Below are 13,241 nucleotides of genomic sequence, written 5' to 3' on the forward strand. Positions count from 1 at the left end.
TGAGCAACAGGACCCTCAACCCCACCCCGGGTTAAACATCCAGTAACCAATACATCGTCTGGTTGTAGCACCACTCAACCCGGGGATTCGAAAATGCAAAAACATGACTGGCTAATAGAAGTATGCGATGAACTCATCCAGTACGCGATGAACAACGGTTTGGAGCATCTGGAGGACCAGTTGCAGAGAGCTGTCGTTGCGGCGAAGCATGACATGCTACTCGCTGCGCTGGATACTAGCTATGATGGGGAGGACAATGTTGTGGTTCTCAAACCAACACTCACAGTTCACCACCGTGGTATGGCTATATTAGATGCCTGAACGGATTTTGGATAGCGTCGCTAATGACAATCGCCGACCGAGCTGGCGCAAGCGCGTTTTGGCCTGCTTCATATTGGCACTCGGCGCCACCATCACGATTTTTCAACTAGGCGCAGCGATAGAATACCTGCTCTTATAGTGTTTCAAATCGACAAGGTGATTGTCTGATTTCGAATTCCATCCAAAGTTGAGCGTAAATATCTACTTTTAAACAATAAAAATCCCCCTTACTCTTTTTCAGACAATTGGGAATGGATACTTAGGTGGTGGGCGCGCAAGAATGGAACGCCCTTGAAGCGTATTTTGTCGAGCAGTTTTTTGTGAACGGGTCAGCTGCCGCTGAGGCGGTAGTGGAAACATGTCGAACATTTCCTCAGGCCTCAGTGCAGCATCTCGTCCTGGCATTGGCCTCTGCGGCTTCAGTTCTCAAAGGGGGATGGCAATCAGGCAGTTATGGCGAACAAACCAAACTGCTCGAAATCCATGAAGCGATTATTGGACTATCGATCGATTTGGCTGCCCTCGAATTGACTGGCTCCCAAGCAACCCTTTGCAGGGACCTGTTGGCGCAATGGGCCGTTTCTCATGATGAGATGTTCCTTGTCTGACAGTCTGTGTTGCGGGTGTTGCTCAGACACGTGTTTCACCGTTCGGTGGTCCAACCTATCGCTAACCTAAATATTGGATTGTTCCCGTACTTAAAAAAAGAGGACGGAAAAATGATTCACTTTCTTTACGGCGATGACCTGTCAAAAAAGCCGTTTTTAACACATTCTATGTTCACGGATCGGGCAGAGCAGTTTCATGATCGGCTTGGCTGGGACGTTGTGGTAAATACTCAAGGCGAGGAGCGAGACGAATATGACAGACTAAATCCTTTATACGTGATAGTTGCAAACGAACATGGCTTGCATGAAGCATCGATGCGGCTCCTACCCACTGTCGGCAGAACGATGGTCAACGACCATTTCATGCACATCACAAACAACGTGAAGATCCAAAGTCCCATAATCTGGGAATGCACGCGATTTTGCGTATCCCCGGGCGCAAAGTCCAATGCTTCGGCAAAGCTGATGGCGGCTGGCGGCAAAATCATGCAAGAGTTTTCCGTCGAGCACTACGTTGGTGTTTTTGACAGGAAGATGCTGCCCGTTTACCGCTTCATTGGATCGGTTCCGACAGTAGTCGGATGGTCTCAGAGCGAGAAAAACAAAATTGGTGTAGGTCTCTGGGAGTTCAACGCCGAAGAGTACAGTCGATTGCTGAGTGACTGTGGAATATCACGGGCAGAAATGGAGCTATATTTTGTGAATTCTGGACTGGTTGAAGACCTTCCAAGCGAGCCCAAAACGCTTGTTGCATAGCGAGCTTCGGGCGGCTCTGGGTCGCCCACGCCTTTCAAGGCCCTTAGCCTCCGCAAGTTGTGTCTCTACATCACCACCGGACAAGCTTGACGCCGCCATACAACGGGCTTTTCTAGGCTTCGGGAAAAGCATAGATCGAAGGATTGCTAGAGCAGGGCTGCGCCTTCGCCAAAAACAAACCGCCATTGCGACCCATCACTCATTGAGAATTGTCCCGATCCAGACGTTCCGCTTGCAGTACGAGTGGCTGACCCAATTCCCGTTCGTCCATCGTCACACAGAATAGAAAGTGGAATTGTTAGTGAGCCATCAAGTCGATTGTAATTGCCCGTGCAGGTGACTTGACCATCTGAAACAAAATATGCGCCCTCTTCCAGAGTGGCAGTTGCTTGACCACGCATGATTTCGCCACTCTCGCTAATTGCCGCGACGGGTGCGGTTACTGAGCAAGCGGAAATCATCGCAATTAGAAATGACAACAACAGGTAGCGAACGAACAAGATCATTTTTATCCCTGACCAACATAGTATTTGAGTTTTTCCATTAAAAATCTATCTTTGAATCACTTACTTTAAGCAATATCAGCACTGAATACGACGGCTTTCTGCCCTGAGACACTAGTGGCAGTGATAGGGCTTTGATCCAGCATGACAGCATTGGCCCGCAGGCGAAGACTTTCTGCACCCCCCTCCATGAGCGATACTCGGTTCAGACGTAGTGAATTGTAGGCTTTGTCCGGCGATAGCCGGTGTTGAGATGGCCGCAAGGCACGCAAACACAATAGTTAAGCAAAGTTTCACTCAAAATATCCAATTCTATTAGTTGGCTGTCGTACTTCATTTATAGTCGGAGCTGCCCGTGAGTGAGTCAACCTGCTATCGGCATAGCTTGCGATGGAGAGAGCTTTCCTGTTTGGCAAGAATGACCCATGATCGCATTTCTCGAAGTGCTTTTACTTGCATTTTTCAGTTCCGCTTGGTCTCCTGGCACTGTTCCTGCGCACTCTTTTTTTACTACCTCGGGCATTGGTGTACGCTAAACAGCGTGAGTTCGGGTGGCGACGTTCTCATTCTGGCGATGATTGTCAGCTTCGGACCTATGATCGAGGTCCGTTCTGATGATGACTGTTGTTTTCGGTGGATACTGAGCAGCCATAGCAATCACAGCCTTACACAGCGCCAGATTGACCAATACCAATGAACTCCCTGCAGTAGTGGCTTTCGTTGTTTCGGGTTCGTGTCAGTAAGGTTGCTGCGAAAATGACGCCGTGTCAGATACTTTATGTCGCCTTTATTGCCCGAAGAGGCGTTTTTGATGCATCTCGAAGCGCCTTGAGCAGTATTTCCCCCCGCGACGGGAACTTTTACCAATCAATAAAATGCGACTTTGAACTTCCATCTTTTACACCTTGTGCTGGGGAGCTGCCAGATGGACCAGACTAAAGTAGACTTTGAAGGAATCCGAAGAACTGTCCGCCAAGTCCCAGCCTCGAGCAGACTTAAAGTACTCAATGACCTCTTAATCAAAGAAATCGAGCATCTCGGGTACGAGCTGGCCCACGTGGCTACTGCCAAAACAGCTTTGTCGGTTTTCATTCTTGCGACTGACACAGGAAGTCGCATCGAAAGCATCCGCAGGCCTCCATGCCCACAACACATCGCGGCAACGTCTCAAAGAAATCCAGCAGCTTCGCACGCTTGATCTTCTTGTTCATGATTTTGCGTCCCGTCGCTGAAACGCAGTGAACTTGAAAAACGTCCTTGGCCAAATCCAGGCCCACGGTCTTTACTGTCATTGGGTGGCTCCTTTCCTTGCAGTCGATAACAACTGCACTTTGGCACGTTCGATGCCGGTGGAGCAGGAGCCATCCACCTCATCCGCAAAGGGCGGTCCACGTTTGACATCGTGCATCTAATCCACGGTAGCGTTTCCGGCCTTCGCCATGGTTGACGCTAGAGCGGCACGCGTGAAGGGCTTGCTAAGAAAAAGCACCTCTCCGAGTGTGTCGCTTTCTTCGGGTTCGCCGGTATCGGCGTATCCAGACATGAGAACTACCCCTATCTGTGGGTGGCTATCGTGAATTTCTCGTACAAAATCGGTCCCCCGCTGTCCGCCGGGAAGCACGACATCGGACAGGATCATCTGTGGAGCTTCTGAGGAACGACGGAGGACATCTTTCGCCTCTTCGACGCTTTCTGTCGCCTTGACGGAATAATCAAGCGACTCCAAGAGCCGGGTTACACTGTCACGAACCGACAGATTATCTTCTACAAGCAGAACCGTCTTGCCTTCTCCTAAAGGAAGATCATCGGATGACTCGCTATTGTCATCCTCTGGCGAAATCGCCGAACGCGGCAGAAAGATGGTTACCGTCGTCCCATGGCCCGGGGCGCTTTCAATCGTCATTGTCCCACCGGATTGAACGGCAAATCCATAGACCATCGACAGCCCCAGACCGCTGCCTGTGCCGAATTCCTTTGTCGTGTAGAAAGGCTCAATCGCTCTGCGTCGCGTTTCAGTATTCATGCCTGACCCGGTGTCTTGGACACAGAGGCTCACATAGTCGCCGGTCAGTTGGGATGGGGCCAAATCACCGAAAGCGTTTTCCAGTTTTATCGTAATTGTCCCATCTTCAGGCATGGCATCCCGGGCATTGGTTCCGAGGTTCAGCAACGCATTGCTCAAAAGACCAGGGTCCATCAAAACAGGCCATGTCTCTTCCGCGAGGTCCAATTCTACCTGAATGTCCTCTCGCAGCGTCCGCCGCATAAGTGCTACCGTCTCGCGGATGATGTCTGACGGAAAGATTGACTTTGGAGCCAACGCTTGCTGACGCGCAAAGGCCAAAAGCCTGCGCACTAATTCAGCGCCACGATCAGAAGATTGCACGATTGGATCGATCAGCTCTTTATTTGCGCCGCCAGATATTTCCAGAAGTTCTGCGTGGCCGCGTATTGCCGTCAGAAGGTTGTTGAAGTCATGTGCAATACCGGCCGTGAGCTGACCGACTGCTTCCAACTTTTGGGTCTGAAGCAATCGTTCCTCATTCCGCTTCCTCTCTTCCAACGTATCACGGCGGGCAGCTTCAAGCAGTTCTCCCATGCGTTCGTTTTGGATGTTGAGGACCGTACGTGCTTCGAATTCGGATACGAATACACGCTCATGACGCTTGATACTTTGAAAAATTATGATGAAGAAAGTTACGGAGACGAGTGCGAACGCCCAGAAAGTCGGCGTATCGGCGGTCCGGCTGAAGCCAACAAACGATCCCAAGAGGATTATTCCGCAAAACGTGTAAGCTGCAGCAGGAAGTGGATAGAGTGTGATCGCGCCTCCAGCAATCATGCCCGCCGCCAATGCAATCAGGAATGACTGCAGGAGACCATCGGCTTCCGGAAGAATGGTCAATCCTGGGTATGCCCAGAGTGCCCCCAGAAACGCGGCCTGGATCACGCTTCGCCTGAAAGTGCGACGGGAGAGTGTCTTGGGAAACGGTTTTCGTCGCCTAATGAACTGTCTGAATATGACCCAACCTGAAACAATAATCACAACCATCGCCCAAAGGATGGCATCGACACGAGTCTGCTTCTCGAACCAAAGGATCAGGAGCAACGACAAGGCGTTGGCGACATTCGCCAACATCATTGTAGGTGTCAGCCGAGAGACAGCATAAACACGCCTCGCCAAGACCTTGCCGTCTTCCACCAAGCCGGCTCGTTCAGTGTCTAGTGTGTGCGGATTGGGACCACCGGAGAAGTTCATATGTGATCCAATTTGGTATATCACGCTTGACAGAGTGCGGTGTATCGGCATCAAAAATGCAACTTTAGAGTGACGCGTGCACCTATAGCAAGGCCGCTGTCAAAAGACTCGCAAACTTTGGTTGTAAGCGGGGAGCTTTGGGCAAAAGGTCAAACCGCCCGCAGCGCATTGGCACGTCATCCAAAAAACTGGGCGTTCGATCTTCAAAAACGTGCACCTTAATCGAACGGCTCGTTTGTCGGGTCGCACTGTAACATCTGACCCAGTGAACGAAATGCGGGCCTGGGCTCACCTAGATTTTTCACTAAATAGTAAGGGTTTGCTGGTCTCTGCGTTGAGCGGACGCTCGGCAGCGTCTCAAAGCTGAACACTCGATCAAAGCATCGGCGAGAGCCTGCCCAAACGACCATCCATCTGCACAGAAAACGGTCTGACCTGCTACTGGATGGCCTGGATCAGAGAGCAACGTCACTCTCGAATTCTTCGAAGCATCTCGGCACCCGAAAGTGACGTCACGTAAGATTTTTTCCCCTTATGCGAGTGGTCGCGCTGATTTATGCAACGCGAAATTACTCATCTGTCATTGTGGGGAATGCTTATGAATAACCAAAAGGAAATGCGCAGACGGGCGACGCTGATCGCCCAGAAGTACTTTGAAGGCTACGAGGACTGGCCCACGCCAGTATTGATAGAAAAGCTTGAAACTGTTGCCTATCGCATAGCGCGAGAAGGTGACAATCGCGAAGCGACTGGGCTGTTTGTAGCGGTTGCGGAGCTAAGCAAGGTTCAGGACGTGCAGGAGCTCGCTAAGCAGCCCCCATTGGAACGGGTCGCTAGCGAGGTGGCGTCGTGAACATTTTGTTTTTTGGCTCAGACGAGTTGCTGGACCGAGTGCGCAAGCAAGTGATCGGTCAGTCATGGGATATCCATCGCGCCGAGGATGCGGACCATGTGTTAGATTTTGAAGGCACGCATTCGTTTCAAGCCGCTTTGTTTGGCTTGTGCGGAGACAGACAATCAGTTCGAACGGCCCTGCAGAATGCTCGAAACACGTTGGACATCCCAGTCACAATCGGTCTCGTGTCTCAGGACCATGTTGTAAATCTGTGTGATAGATCTCAGCCAGATCTGGATATTGTGGTGCCCGAATGTGGCAATGATCGCCTGACCAAGATGCAATGTGATGCGATCCTTCGCTTCGCCAATGGCACATCGTCCGAGAGCATTACGTGCGGTGGGGTGACTTTTAACACCTCTGTGAATCAGTTCTCCGTCAATGGGCAGGATATTGTTCTTCCGCACAAGAAGCACAAATTGCTGGAACTCCTATTTCTGAAGCGTGGGCGCACTGTGACGAAGGAAATGGTGTTCAATCATCTTTATGGCTGGGAAGACCCACCTCAAGAAAAAACTGTTGATGTATTTGTTTGCCAGATCAGGCGGACCTTACGCGAGGCTGGTTTGGACCAAGATTGTATCCAAACGGTTTGGGGCCAAGGGTATCGAATTCCAGACATCGAGCCCACCGAACGCCTGATCGCTGCATAGGCGTGTTGACGAAAACGATTTTGTTCACGCCGCCGCACTCTGCACAAGATCAGCCACATAGCCCGGTCAAAAACACCTAGCGAAATCCTGATGATTTTAGCACGTTGTTTTCGGAAGGCAGAGTCATTTGATCACGATTTGTCAATGTCTGCTATCGAGAACGCTGCGGTGCAGCGTTGACTGCCAACATCAAAGGTCCGGTAAGAGGATAAAGCGGACGTAAGCGGACGGCCGTCAATCTTCGGATGTCTGACCCCTCTCCAATTGGCCAGATTCCAATCCGCCACTTTGAGGGGCACGACAGCTTCAAAGAACTTCCAGGTGATGGCCGGACCGTGACGGACATGTGGTTTTGAAGCATTGGAGATGAAAAGCCGCAAGGTCCTGCACAGCCCACGGTAACATACTGCGATCCAAATTCTGTGTTGCGGGTACAATAGGCAAATACTCAACCGCTTTTCCCACGGACGATATCGATAATTTCTGCCGATCAATCATATCTGAAGTGGTCATTGGCGCATCTGCAGCGAAATCGAGCTTTGTCCCGCGATGCGTGAGTTCTATGAAGCCTGAAGTTCGCGCTTGCAGCGAACGGCGGTTATGTGGGCTGCGACAGCAGCATCTTGACAGGTCAGTGAATGGCAGGAATGGGCCGGATCCAACTTTGACGTCAGAGCGAAACGTGAACGTTTATCGTATGGTAAGAAAACGCCCAAACCACCATGGGCTCCCTTTTATTCCAGTATTTGTTTCTTCTGAAGTTCTTCGAGTTCGCCCTTCAGTGCTGTCAAAGCATTCGACCAGTTTCCGAAGTCATCCGTTGATCGCTCGTATTGTTTTCGAAACGTATTTCTTGCGTTATCGGACAATGCAGCAAATTCGTGGTTATTGGCGTCCAGCATGTCTTGGCAAGCCCGATCAACTTCCTCTTGCGCGTTGCCAATCGCTGTCTGTAGCTTTTCGATTTGCTCCGATAAATTCATGCGAATAAGTCCTAGCTTCCAACTATGCGAGCGACTTTAGACCTGTCTTGTTCAAAAACACACCCGTTGTGGTGTAGTCGGTTCCAGAACGATTCATAGATAGAAAGGGCAGCCTCACGATGTGTGAGTTCGTCATCGGCTTGATTTCGCGCTTGCAGCGAACGGCTGGTTCGACGGGCCGCACCGCAGAAACAGGATCGCGGAGCCAAGATCCGCAATGGGGGGCCGTCCACGTAGACGCATCCATCGTCGGACGATCCAATGCTGCGGTTGCTCCGATGGCGGCAAAGAGCCCACTCTAACAGATGTTGCGTTATGCATCAGTGTCTGCAAACAGCAATCGGCTACTTCACAGGTCGCCCGGTCAGTAGGAGAAATCTAAGTGCGTATCTGGTTGATATCGCATCCGCTATCGATCATGGCGTTGGCAACCAGAAACCAGCAGGACGGTTAACTATTCCCGCCTTTCTAGATGGGTCGCAGTAGCTGCTTCTGCTTCGATCAACGTGTGGGCCAACTCACAATACTCTTCAGCAGAAGAGTCCCATTCTACACCCCGCTGGAAGAAAAACCGACGCATGTCTTCCCCCATTTTCTCTTGCTCTTCGCTCCCCGCCGCTCTCATGAAGTCTTCGCCGGACGAAAAGTTCTGCTGCGCTAAGGACATGATGTGATCTCTTTGAGAGGCCAATTGCGCTTCGTTCAAAGTAACTTCAGCGCACATGTCCGCCATTCGATTGACGACCGCCCGCTCCAGCACTGTCTCGTACATCTGTCGAGCAAGGGCACTCTGAGCAACGGTCAAATCGTCTGCAAATGCCGGACCGGCGACAATAGCAATAACAGAAGCTACGCAGATACTCTTGACCATACCTCACTCTCCTATTGGGTTTGACGCTGATACACCTCAGTCATGCCTACCGCCTTAAGGTGTGGACTACAAAGATCAAGCTTTGTGTCTCCTATGACAAGGGTCTCATCCAAAGCGGTCGATTTTCGCCGGTAGGTTTTTACTGAGCGGTCATCGGCACAGCCGCAGCGAATGTCCTGTTCGTCCCGCGATGTGTGAGTTCAAGCGACGCCGGATATTGCACCTGCAGCGAATGACCGCAAAGCGGGCTGCGAGTGCGGCATGCCGACGGGGTGCGCAAGGTCGGCTAAGGGCCGTGACCCACGGGGGGCATAGACTGATGGTGCTGCGACCCAGCAGTCCGTTCTAAGCCCCTCAGATACCATCCAGTGATACTGTGGTGTTACAAATCGCTGAGAGCGCACTTATGCAAACCCTTCACCCGTGTCTAAAGATTTGCAGCAATCTCTACCAGGCAGGCGATTGTCCGCAGGTCAGCTACCACCTCTCCGTGAAGACGATCAAACGCAGCGCCGGGCGCTCTGCCACGGCGGCGGCTGCCTACCGTGTCGGGGAGCGCATCGAGTGCCAACGTGAAGGTCGCGTCCACGATTACACCCGCAAGCAGGGGATCGAGGAGACCTTCATCCTGACCCCGAAAGATGCCCCGGACTGGGCGCTGGATCGCTCGAAACTCTGGAACGAGGTCGAGGCCAGCGAGACCCGCCGCAATTCCGTTACCGCCCGCGAATGGGAGCTGGCGCTGCCGTCAGAGATCAGCGCCGAGGACCGCTCGCAGATCACCCGCGACTTCGCCCAGGAGCTGGTCAGCCGCTACGGCGTGGCCGTCGACGTGGCGATCCACGCGCCGCACCGCGAAGGCGATCAGCGGAACCACCATGCCCACGTTCTGACCAGCACCCGGAAACTGGAGCAGGAGGGTTTCACCTCGAAGACCCGTGTGCTCGATTCCGCCAAGACCGGCGGCGTCGAGATCGAGCAGATGCGCGGTGTCTGGGCCGATCTACAGAACCGCGTCCTTGAAGGGGTAGGGGTGGCCGAGCGTGTCGATCACCGGTCGCTCGAAGCGCAACGCGAGGCGGCGCTGGAGCGGGGGGACGAGTTGTCAGCCGAGGAGCTGGACCGCGACCCGGAGCTGAAGCTGGGGCCAGCGGCCAATTCCATGGAACGGCGCGCGAAGGCAATGGCCGAGCGCCAGGGCCGGGAATACGTCCCCGTCACCGAGCGCGGGGCTGTCGTCCATGCCGCCCGCCAGGCCCGTGCTGCGTTCCGCGAGCTGCGCGAGCGGCTGGACATCGCGCGGGAGACCTACGGGGCCGAGCGGGATGCAGGGCAGGGGCGTGTCTCGGCCGGGCTGGCGGCACTCAGGGCGGCGGCTGCGAAGGAGCGCGGCGAACGGGCCGGGCCAGAAGACATGCGGGAGAGGTTGGCGCGGATCACGGACAAGGACCGTGGTGGGCAGAGCGACGAAGAACCGGCACGCGGGCGCAACTATGCGCGGGAGCGCCTGAAGGAGATCTGGAGAAGGACGCCGGGCGTGACGGGCAGGCGGTGGTTCACAGGCTGGACGGACACAGCGATCCCGAGCTTGGCGAGGACATCGGGCGCGAGACGCGCAAGCCGTCCGTGAACGAGCGGCTGAAGGACGTGCTCAACAAGCCGCGCGAAAAGCTGGAGATCGAGGAGGAGCGAGACCAGGAGAAAGATCAGGAGGTCGAGAAGGAGAACGACCGCGAGATCGACAGGGAGATCGACCGTGACCCCGGCCTCTCTCACTGATCTGCCGCCGATCTTCGACGGGATCGAGGCGGTGTGTTTCGACGCATTCGGAACGCTGGTCGAGATCACCGATAGGCGGCAGGCCTTCCGGCCACTGTTCAAGGCGCTGTCGCCGGAGAAGCGGCAGGAGCTGAAGCATCGGCTCATGCGTGAGGATCGGCCGTTTACGCACTGGCCCGACGCGCTTGGGGCCGAGTTTGATCCTCGCGTGCTTCTTGAGGTGATGGAGCGGATGATGATCGAGACCGGCTCTGTCGCCCTGCGCCCAGGCATGGCGGACATCTGGGCACGGTTGCGCGCCGAGGGGCTGCGCCTCGCGCTTTGTTCCAATCTCGCCAGCGACTACTGGATCGTTGGGCAATACTAACCGACCGCCTTCAAGATGATTAATCCGGGAGTATCTGAACCGGATCGAAAGGCAGGTCGGCAAGCTCACGCGGCGTCATGTTCCGGAGTGCCGGATGCGATAGCGGGTCGCGTCGCCATTGCTTTTCGTCCTCTGAGCCATAACGACTCAATGCGCCCAGATAAACACAGCTCTGCTGTCGCCCACGGTTCGCAAAGATGAGGTTCAAGAGATAAAGCATGTCTGCATACAATCATCTTACGGCGCTTTAAAATATAGACTTTTCCTCGCCTACCGTATAGAAAATCAATATGATTGAACTGTCCAATGTGAACCTCAACGCCTTGCGGGCAGTGGAAGCGGTGGCCCGCCTCGGAACCCTTCGCGCGGCAGCAAACGAACTTGGTGTCACACCCGGCGCAGTAAGCCAACAAATTCTCAAAGCGGAGGCCCAACTCCAAAGAGTGCTGTTCGACCGTCAGCCGAAAGGATTAGAGCCGACAGAGTTAGGTCGCGAGGTGGCCGCACACCTTGCCGACGGCTTCACAGCCTTGGCGCGCGGGGTTTCCGTCGCTCGGCGTAGAAACGAAAACGCAATCACTGTGTCTGTCGCACCTGTGTTTGCAGGAAAGTGGCTGGTTTGGCGGTTGGGGCGTTTTTCTGAGGTGTATCCAGATATTCGAGTCAGGATTGATGCGTCTGTCGATCTCGTCGATCCCAGGCCCGGAGAAATTGATGCCTGCATTCGCGTGGGTTGGGGTAATTGGTCAGGATTGCTAGCGGAGGAAATACTTCCGCAGCGCGTCTTTCCCGTTTGTGCGCCAAGCCTCGCAGACCGCCTAAACGATCCAACAGACCTCACGCGTGTCCCGATCATTCGTGAGCCCAACTCGATGTTTGGATGGGACGTTTGGCTATCGCCGAACGGTATGTCAGAGGAGCAGTTGGGAGAGGGGCCCGTCTTTTCTGACGCCTCGCTCTGCATCGACGCCGCGATGGCCGGTCAGGGGGTTTTCCTTGCATGGGAAATCTTGGCACAGGATGCGCTTGATATGGGCCGCATCGTCGCCCCCTTTCCGGGGCGCTTCACTACAGGCATCTCCTATTGGTTTGTCGAACCGACAGAGGTGCGAAGGACGCGCGAGGTAACGGCGTTTCGAAAGTGGCTCGTTGAGGAACTCTGCGGCATTGGCAAAGCCTCATAATTTCCACGGTGGTGCTTTGCGTGGCCCGCGTCGAAGAACCTTCATCCTTCTAGACGTTAGGCTCAGGGCTGATTGCTAGCGCGGTAAGCCCATGACTCAGTGCTCGAAAAGCGAGCGGTGACATGAGCAATCTCTTCTGGCTGACGGACGCACAGATGGCGCGTCTCGAACCGGTCTTCCCGAAGTCCCACGGCAAGCCCCGCGTCGACGACCGGCGGGTAGCCAACGTAGAGCTTGGTCTCCTCCCTCCCGGCGATAGCCGCGGCCATAGGGTCACCGCTCGTCTTGCAGCCGTGACCCACGTTGACCGCTGGAACCCGATGGGTCCTGACCCCGGGTACAGTGAGGGCTGCCTTGCGCTATCGGATTGGCGATCCGGTAGCGCGAATTTCAGTCTGACAGTCGTGAGAACTGTCGAGCTCGGCAAAGAAACGCCTGCGGAAGCTCTTTGCAAACTCCATGCGGCTTTTCGCCAGTCTCCTTGCACTTTTGGTGTGAAAGCTGTCGGTTGAGCAGATCAGGCGCGTTTGAAAGTGATCCAGCGCGAAGGACATATCATTGAGATCGCGATCTCTGGCCGCTGGATCCGATTGATCGAAAAGGCAAGAGCCGATGCGGCCAGCAACATAGAAGCAACGCGCGATGCCAACCGCGCCCGAGGAATCAAGGCGATCTGCGTCGCACAAGATCCGTGCTTCCGGGCTTTGCGGGGCAATGCCGGCGGATACGCTGTGGGCCACGATCGCGTGCTGAACCTGTTCAATCGACGCTTTTGGCCAGCACAGATCATGCAGAGCCGATCTTGCGCGCCGTGCCGAAAGCCGAGAGGCAAATTGTCTCTGCGGATCGTTCTTTTCGATCTGGACGCAATCATGCAGAAAGGTTGCGGCGAACAGGATCAACGGGTCGGCCCTTTCCGACTCGTTGATATGTCGGGCAAAACGCCAGACGCGGGCCAGATGACCGATATCGTGGGATCCATCATCAGCCTCCGGGAGCCAGACGCCGAGTTCCTCGGCCAGTCCCGAAAAGGGATCGAAACTGTCGAAAGCCCGTGTCACC

Annotated in this window: 14 protein-coding genes and 2 pseudogenes; 10 read left to right on the forward strand and 6 right to left on the reverse strand. The window is 54.3% G+C overall.

What is annotated here, in order from left to right:
• Positions 1-93: 93 nt before the first annotated feature.
• The 3 genes from AC53L6_RS15615 (at position 94) to AC53L6_RS15625 (ending at position 1,685) form a co-directional block, all read left to right on the forward strand.
• A complete protein-coding gene (locus tag AC53L6_RS15615; RefSeq protein ID WP_496908522.1) occupies positions 94-321 on the forward strand; it encodes a hypothetical protein in 228 nt (75 codons plus the stop codon).
• A 266-nt stretch (positions 322-587) separates the two neighbouring features.
• Complete coding sequence (locus AC53L6_RS15620) at positions 588-929, forward strand: hypothetical protein (protein WP_496908523.1); 342 nt, start codon at positions 588-590, stop codon at positions 927-929.
• A gap of 45 nt (positions 930-974) precedes the next feature.
• Positions 975-1,685, forward strand: a complete 711-nt coding sequence (locus AC53L6_RS15625) for an acyl-homoserine-lactone synthase (RefSeq protein WP_496908524.1) — start codon at positions 975-977, stop codon at positions 1,683-1,685.
• 146 nt (positions 1,686-1,831) lie between these two features.
• Here AC53L6_RS15625 and AC53L6_RS15630 read toward each other — a convergent pair whose 3' ends face one another.
• The 3 genes and pseudogenes from AC53L6_RS15630 to AC53L6_RS15640 form a co-directional block, all read right to left on the reverse strand.
• Complete coding sequence (locus tag AC53L6_RS15630) at positions 1,832-2,191, reverse strand: hypothetical protein (protein WP_496908525.1); 360 nt, start codon at positions 2,189-2,191, stop codon at positions 1,832-1,834.
• A 1,124-nt stretch (positions 2,192-3,315) separates the two neighbouring features.
• Positions 3,316-3,480: pseudogene (locus tag AC53L6_RS15635) on the reverse strand (IS110 family transposase); the annotation flags it as partial.
• Between the two features lie 116 nt (positions 3,481-3,596).
• Positions 3,597-5,390, reverse strand: a complete 1,794-nt coding sequence (locus AC53L6_RS15640) for an ATP-binding protein (protein ID WP_496908526.1) — start codon at positions 5,388-5,390, stop codon at positions 3,597-3,599.
• Between the two features lie 655 nt (positions 5,391-6,045).
• On the opposite strand from AC53L6_RS15640, the gene AC53L6_RS15645 reads away from it, so the two are divergent.
• Both AC53L6_RS15645 and AC53L6_RS15650 read left to right on the forward strand, forming a co-directional pair.
• Complete coding sequence (locus AC53L6_RS15645) at positions 6,046-6,300, forward strand: hypothetical protein (RefSeq protein ID WP_496908527.1); 255 nt, start codon at positions 6,046-6,048, stop codon at positions 6,298-6,300.
• Positions 6,297-6,995 carry a winged helix-turn-helix domain-containing protein gene (locus AC53L6_RS15650; RefSeq protein ID WP_496908528.1) on the forward strand — a complete coding sequence of 233 codons (699 nt, stop codon included), beginning with the start codon at positions 6,297-6,299 and terminating at the stop codon, positions 6,993-6,995. Before AC53L6_RS15645 ends, AC53L6_RS15650 begins: the two co-directional genes overlap by 4 nt.
• A gap of 734 nt (positions 6,996-7,729) precedes the next feature.
• On the opposite strand, the gene AC53L6_RS15655 is transcribed toward AC53L6_RS15650, so the two are convergent.
• The gene (locus AC53L6_RS15655; RefSeq protein WP_496908529.1) at positions 7,730-7,978 is read right to left on the reverse strand and encodes a hypothetical protein; all 249 of its coding nucleotides are present in this window, start codon (positions 7,976-7,978) and stop codon (positions 7,730-7,732) included.
• Between the two features lie 454 nt (positions 7,979-8,432).
• The gene (locus AC53L6_RS15660; RefSeq protein ID WP_496908530.1) at positions 8,433-8,849 is read right to left on the reverse strand and encodes a hypothetical protein; all 417 of its coding nucleotides are present in this window, start codon (positions 8,847-8,849) and stop codon (positions 8,433-8,435) included.
• Positions 8,850-9,255: 406 nt separating this feature from the next.
• On the opposite strand from AC53L6_RS15660, the gene mobQ reads away from it, so the two are divergent.
• From mobQ to AC53L6_RS15685, 5 genes and pseudogenes are all read left to right on the forward strand, one after another.
• Positions 9,256-10,479 carry a MobQ family relaxase gene (gene mobQ, locus AC53L6_RS15665; protein ID WP_496908531.1) on the forward strand — a complete coding sequence of 408 codons (1,224 nt, stop codon included), beginning with the start codon at positions 9,256-9,258 and terminating at the stop codon, positions 10,477-10,479.
• The gene (locus tag AC53L6_RS15670) at positions 10,476-10,628 is read left to right on the forward strand and encodes a hypothetical protein (protein ID WP_496908532.1); all 153 of its coding nucleotides are present in this window, start codon (positions 10,476-10,478) and stop codon (positions 10,626-10,628) included. The genes mobQ and AC53L6_RS15670 overlap by 4 nt, the downstream gene beginning before the upstream one ends.
• Complete coding sequence (locus tag AC53L6_RS15675) at positions 10,606-10,995, forward strand: HAD family hydrolase (RefSeq protein WP_496908533.1); 390 nt, start codon at positions 10,606-10,608, stop codon at positions 10,993-10,995. Before AC53L6_RS15670 ends, AC53L6_RS15675 begins: the two co-directional genes overlap by 23 nt.
• Positions 10,996-11,285: 290 nt before the next feature.
• Positions 11,286-12,179: a LysR substrate-binding domain-containing protein gene (locus AC53L6_RS15680; RefSeq protein WP_496908534.1), complete on the forward strand. Its 894-nt coding sequence runs from the start codon at positions 11,286-11,288 to the stop codon at positions 12,177-12,179.
• A 122-nt stretch (positions 12,180-12,301) separates the two neighbouring features.
• Positions 12,302-12,400, forward strand: a pseudogene (locus AC53L6_RS15685) (IS5/IS1182 family transposase); the annotation flags it as partial.
• 138 nt (positions 12,401-12,538) lie between these two features.
• Here AC53L6_RS15685 and AC53L6_RS15690 read toward each other — a convergent pair.
• Complete coding sequence (locus AC53L6_RS15690; protein ID WP_496908535.1) at positions 12,539-13,240, reverse strand: HD domain-containing protein; 702 nt, start codon at positions 13,238-13,240, stop codon at positions 12,539-12,541.
• Position 13,241: the final 1 nt, after the last annotated feature.

The organism is Tateyamaria sp. LSS28, assembly GCF_059611725.1.

Excerpts from the sequence above, each read along its gene's own strand:
- AC53L6_RS15615 (WP_496908522.1), top strand. The coding sequence starts at position 94 with ATGCAAAAACATGACTGGCTAATAGAAGTATGCGATGAACTCATCCAG.
- AC53L6_RS15630 (WP_496908525.1), bottom strand. The coding sequence starts at position 2,191 with ATGATCTTGTTCGTTCGCTACCTGTTGTTGTCATTTCTAATTGCGATG.
- AC53L6_RS15645 (WP_496908527.1), top strand. The coding sequence starts at position 6,046 with ATGAATAACCAAAAGGAAATGCGCAGACGGGCGACGCTGATCGCCCAG.
- AC53L6_RS15655 (WP_496908529.1), bottom strand. The coding sequence starts at position 7,978 with ATGAATTTATCGGAGCAAATCGAAAAGCTACAGACAGCGATTGGCAAC.
- AC53L6_RS15660 (WP_496908530.1), bottom strand. The coding sequence starts at position 8,849 with ATGGTCAAGAGTATCTGCGTAGCTTCTGTTATTGCTATTGTCGCCGGT.
- mobQ (WP_496908531.1), top strand. The coding sequence starts at position 9,256 with ATGCAAACCCTTCACCCGTGTCTAAAGATTTGCAGCAATCTCTACCAG.
- AC53L6_RS15680 (WP_496908534.1), top strand. The coding sequence starts at position 11,286 with ATGATTGAACTGTCCAATGTGAACCTCAACGCCTTGCGGGCAGTGGAA.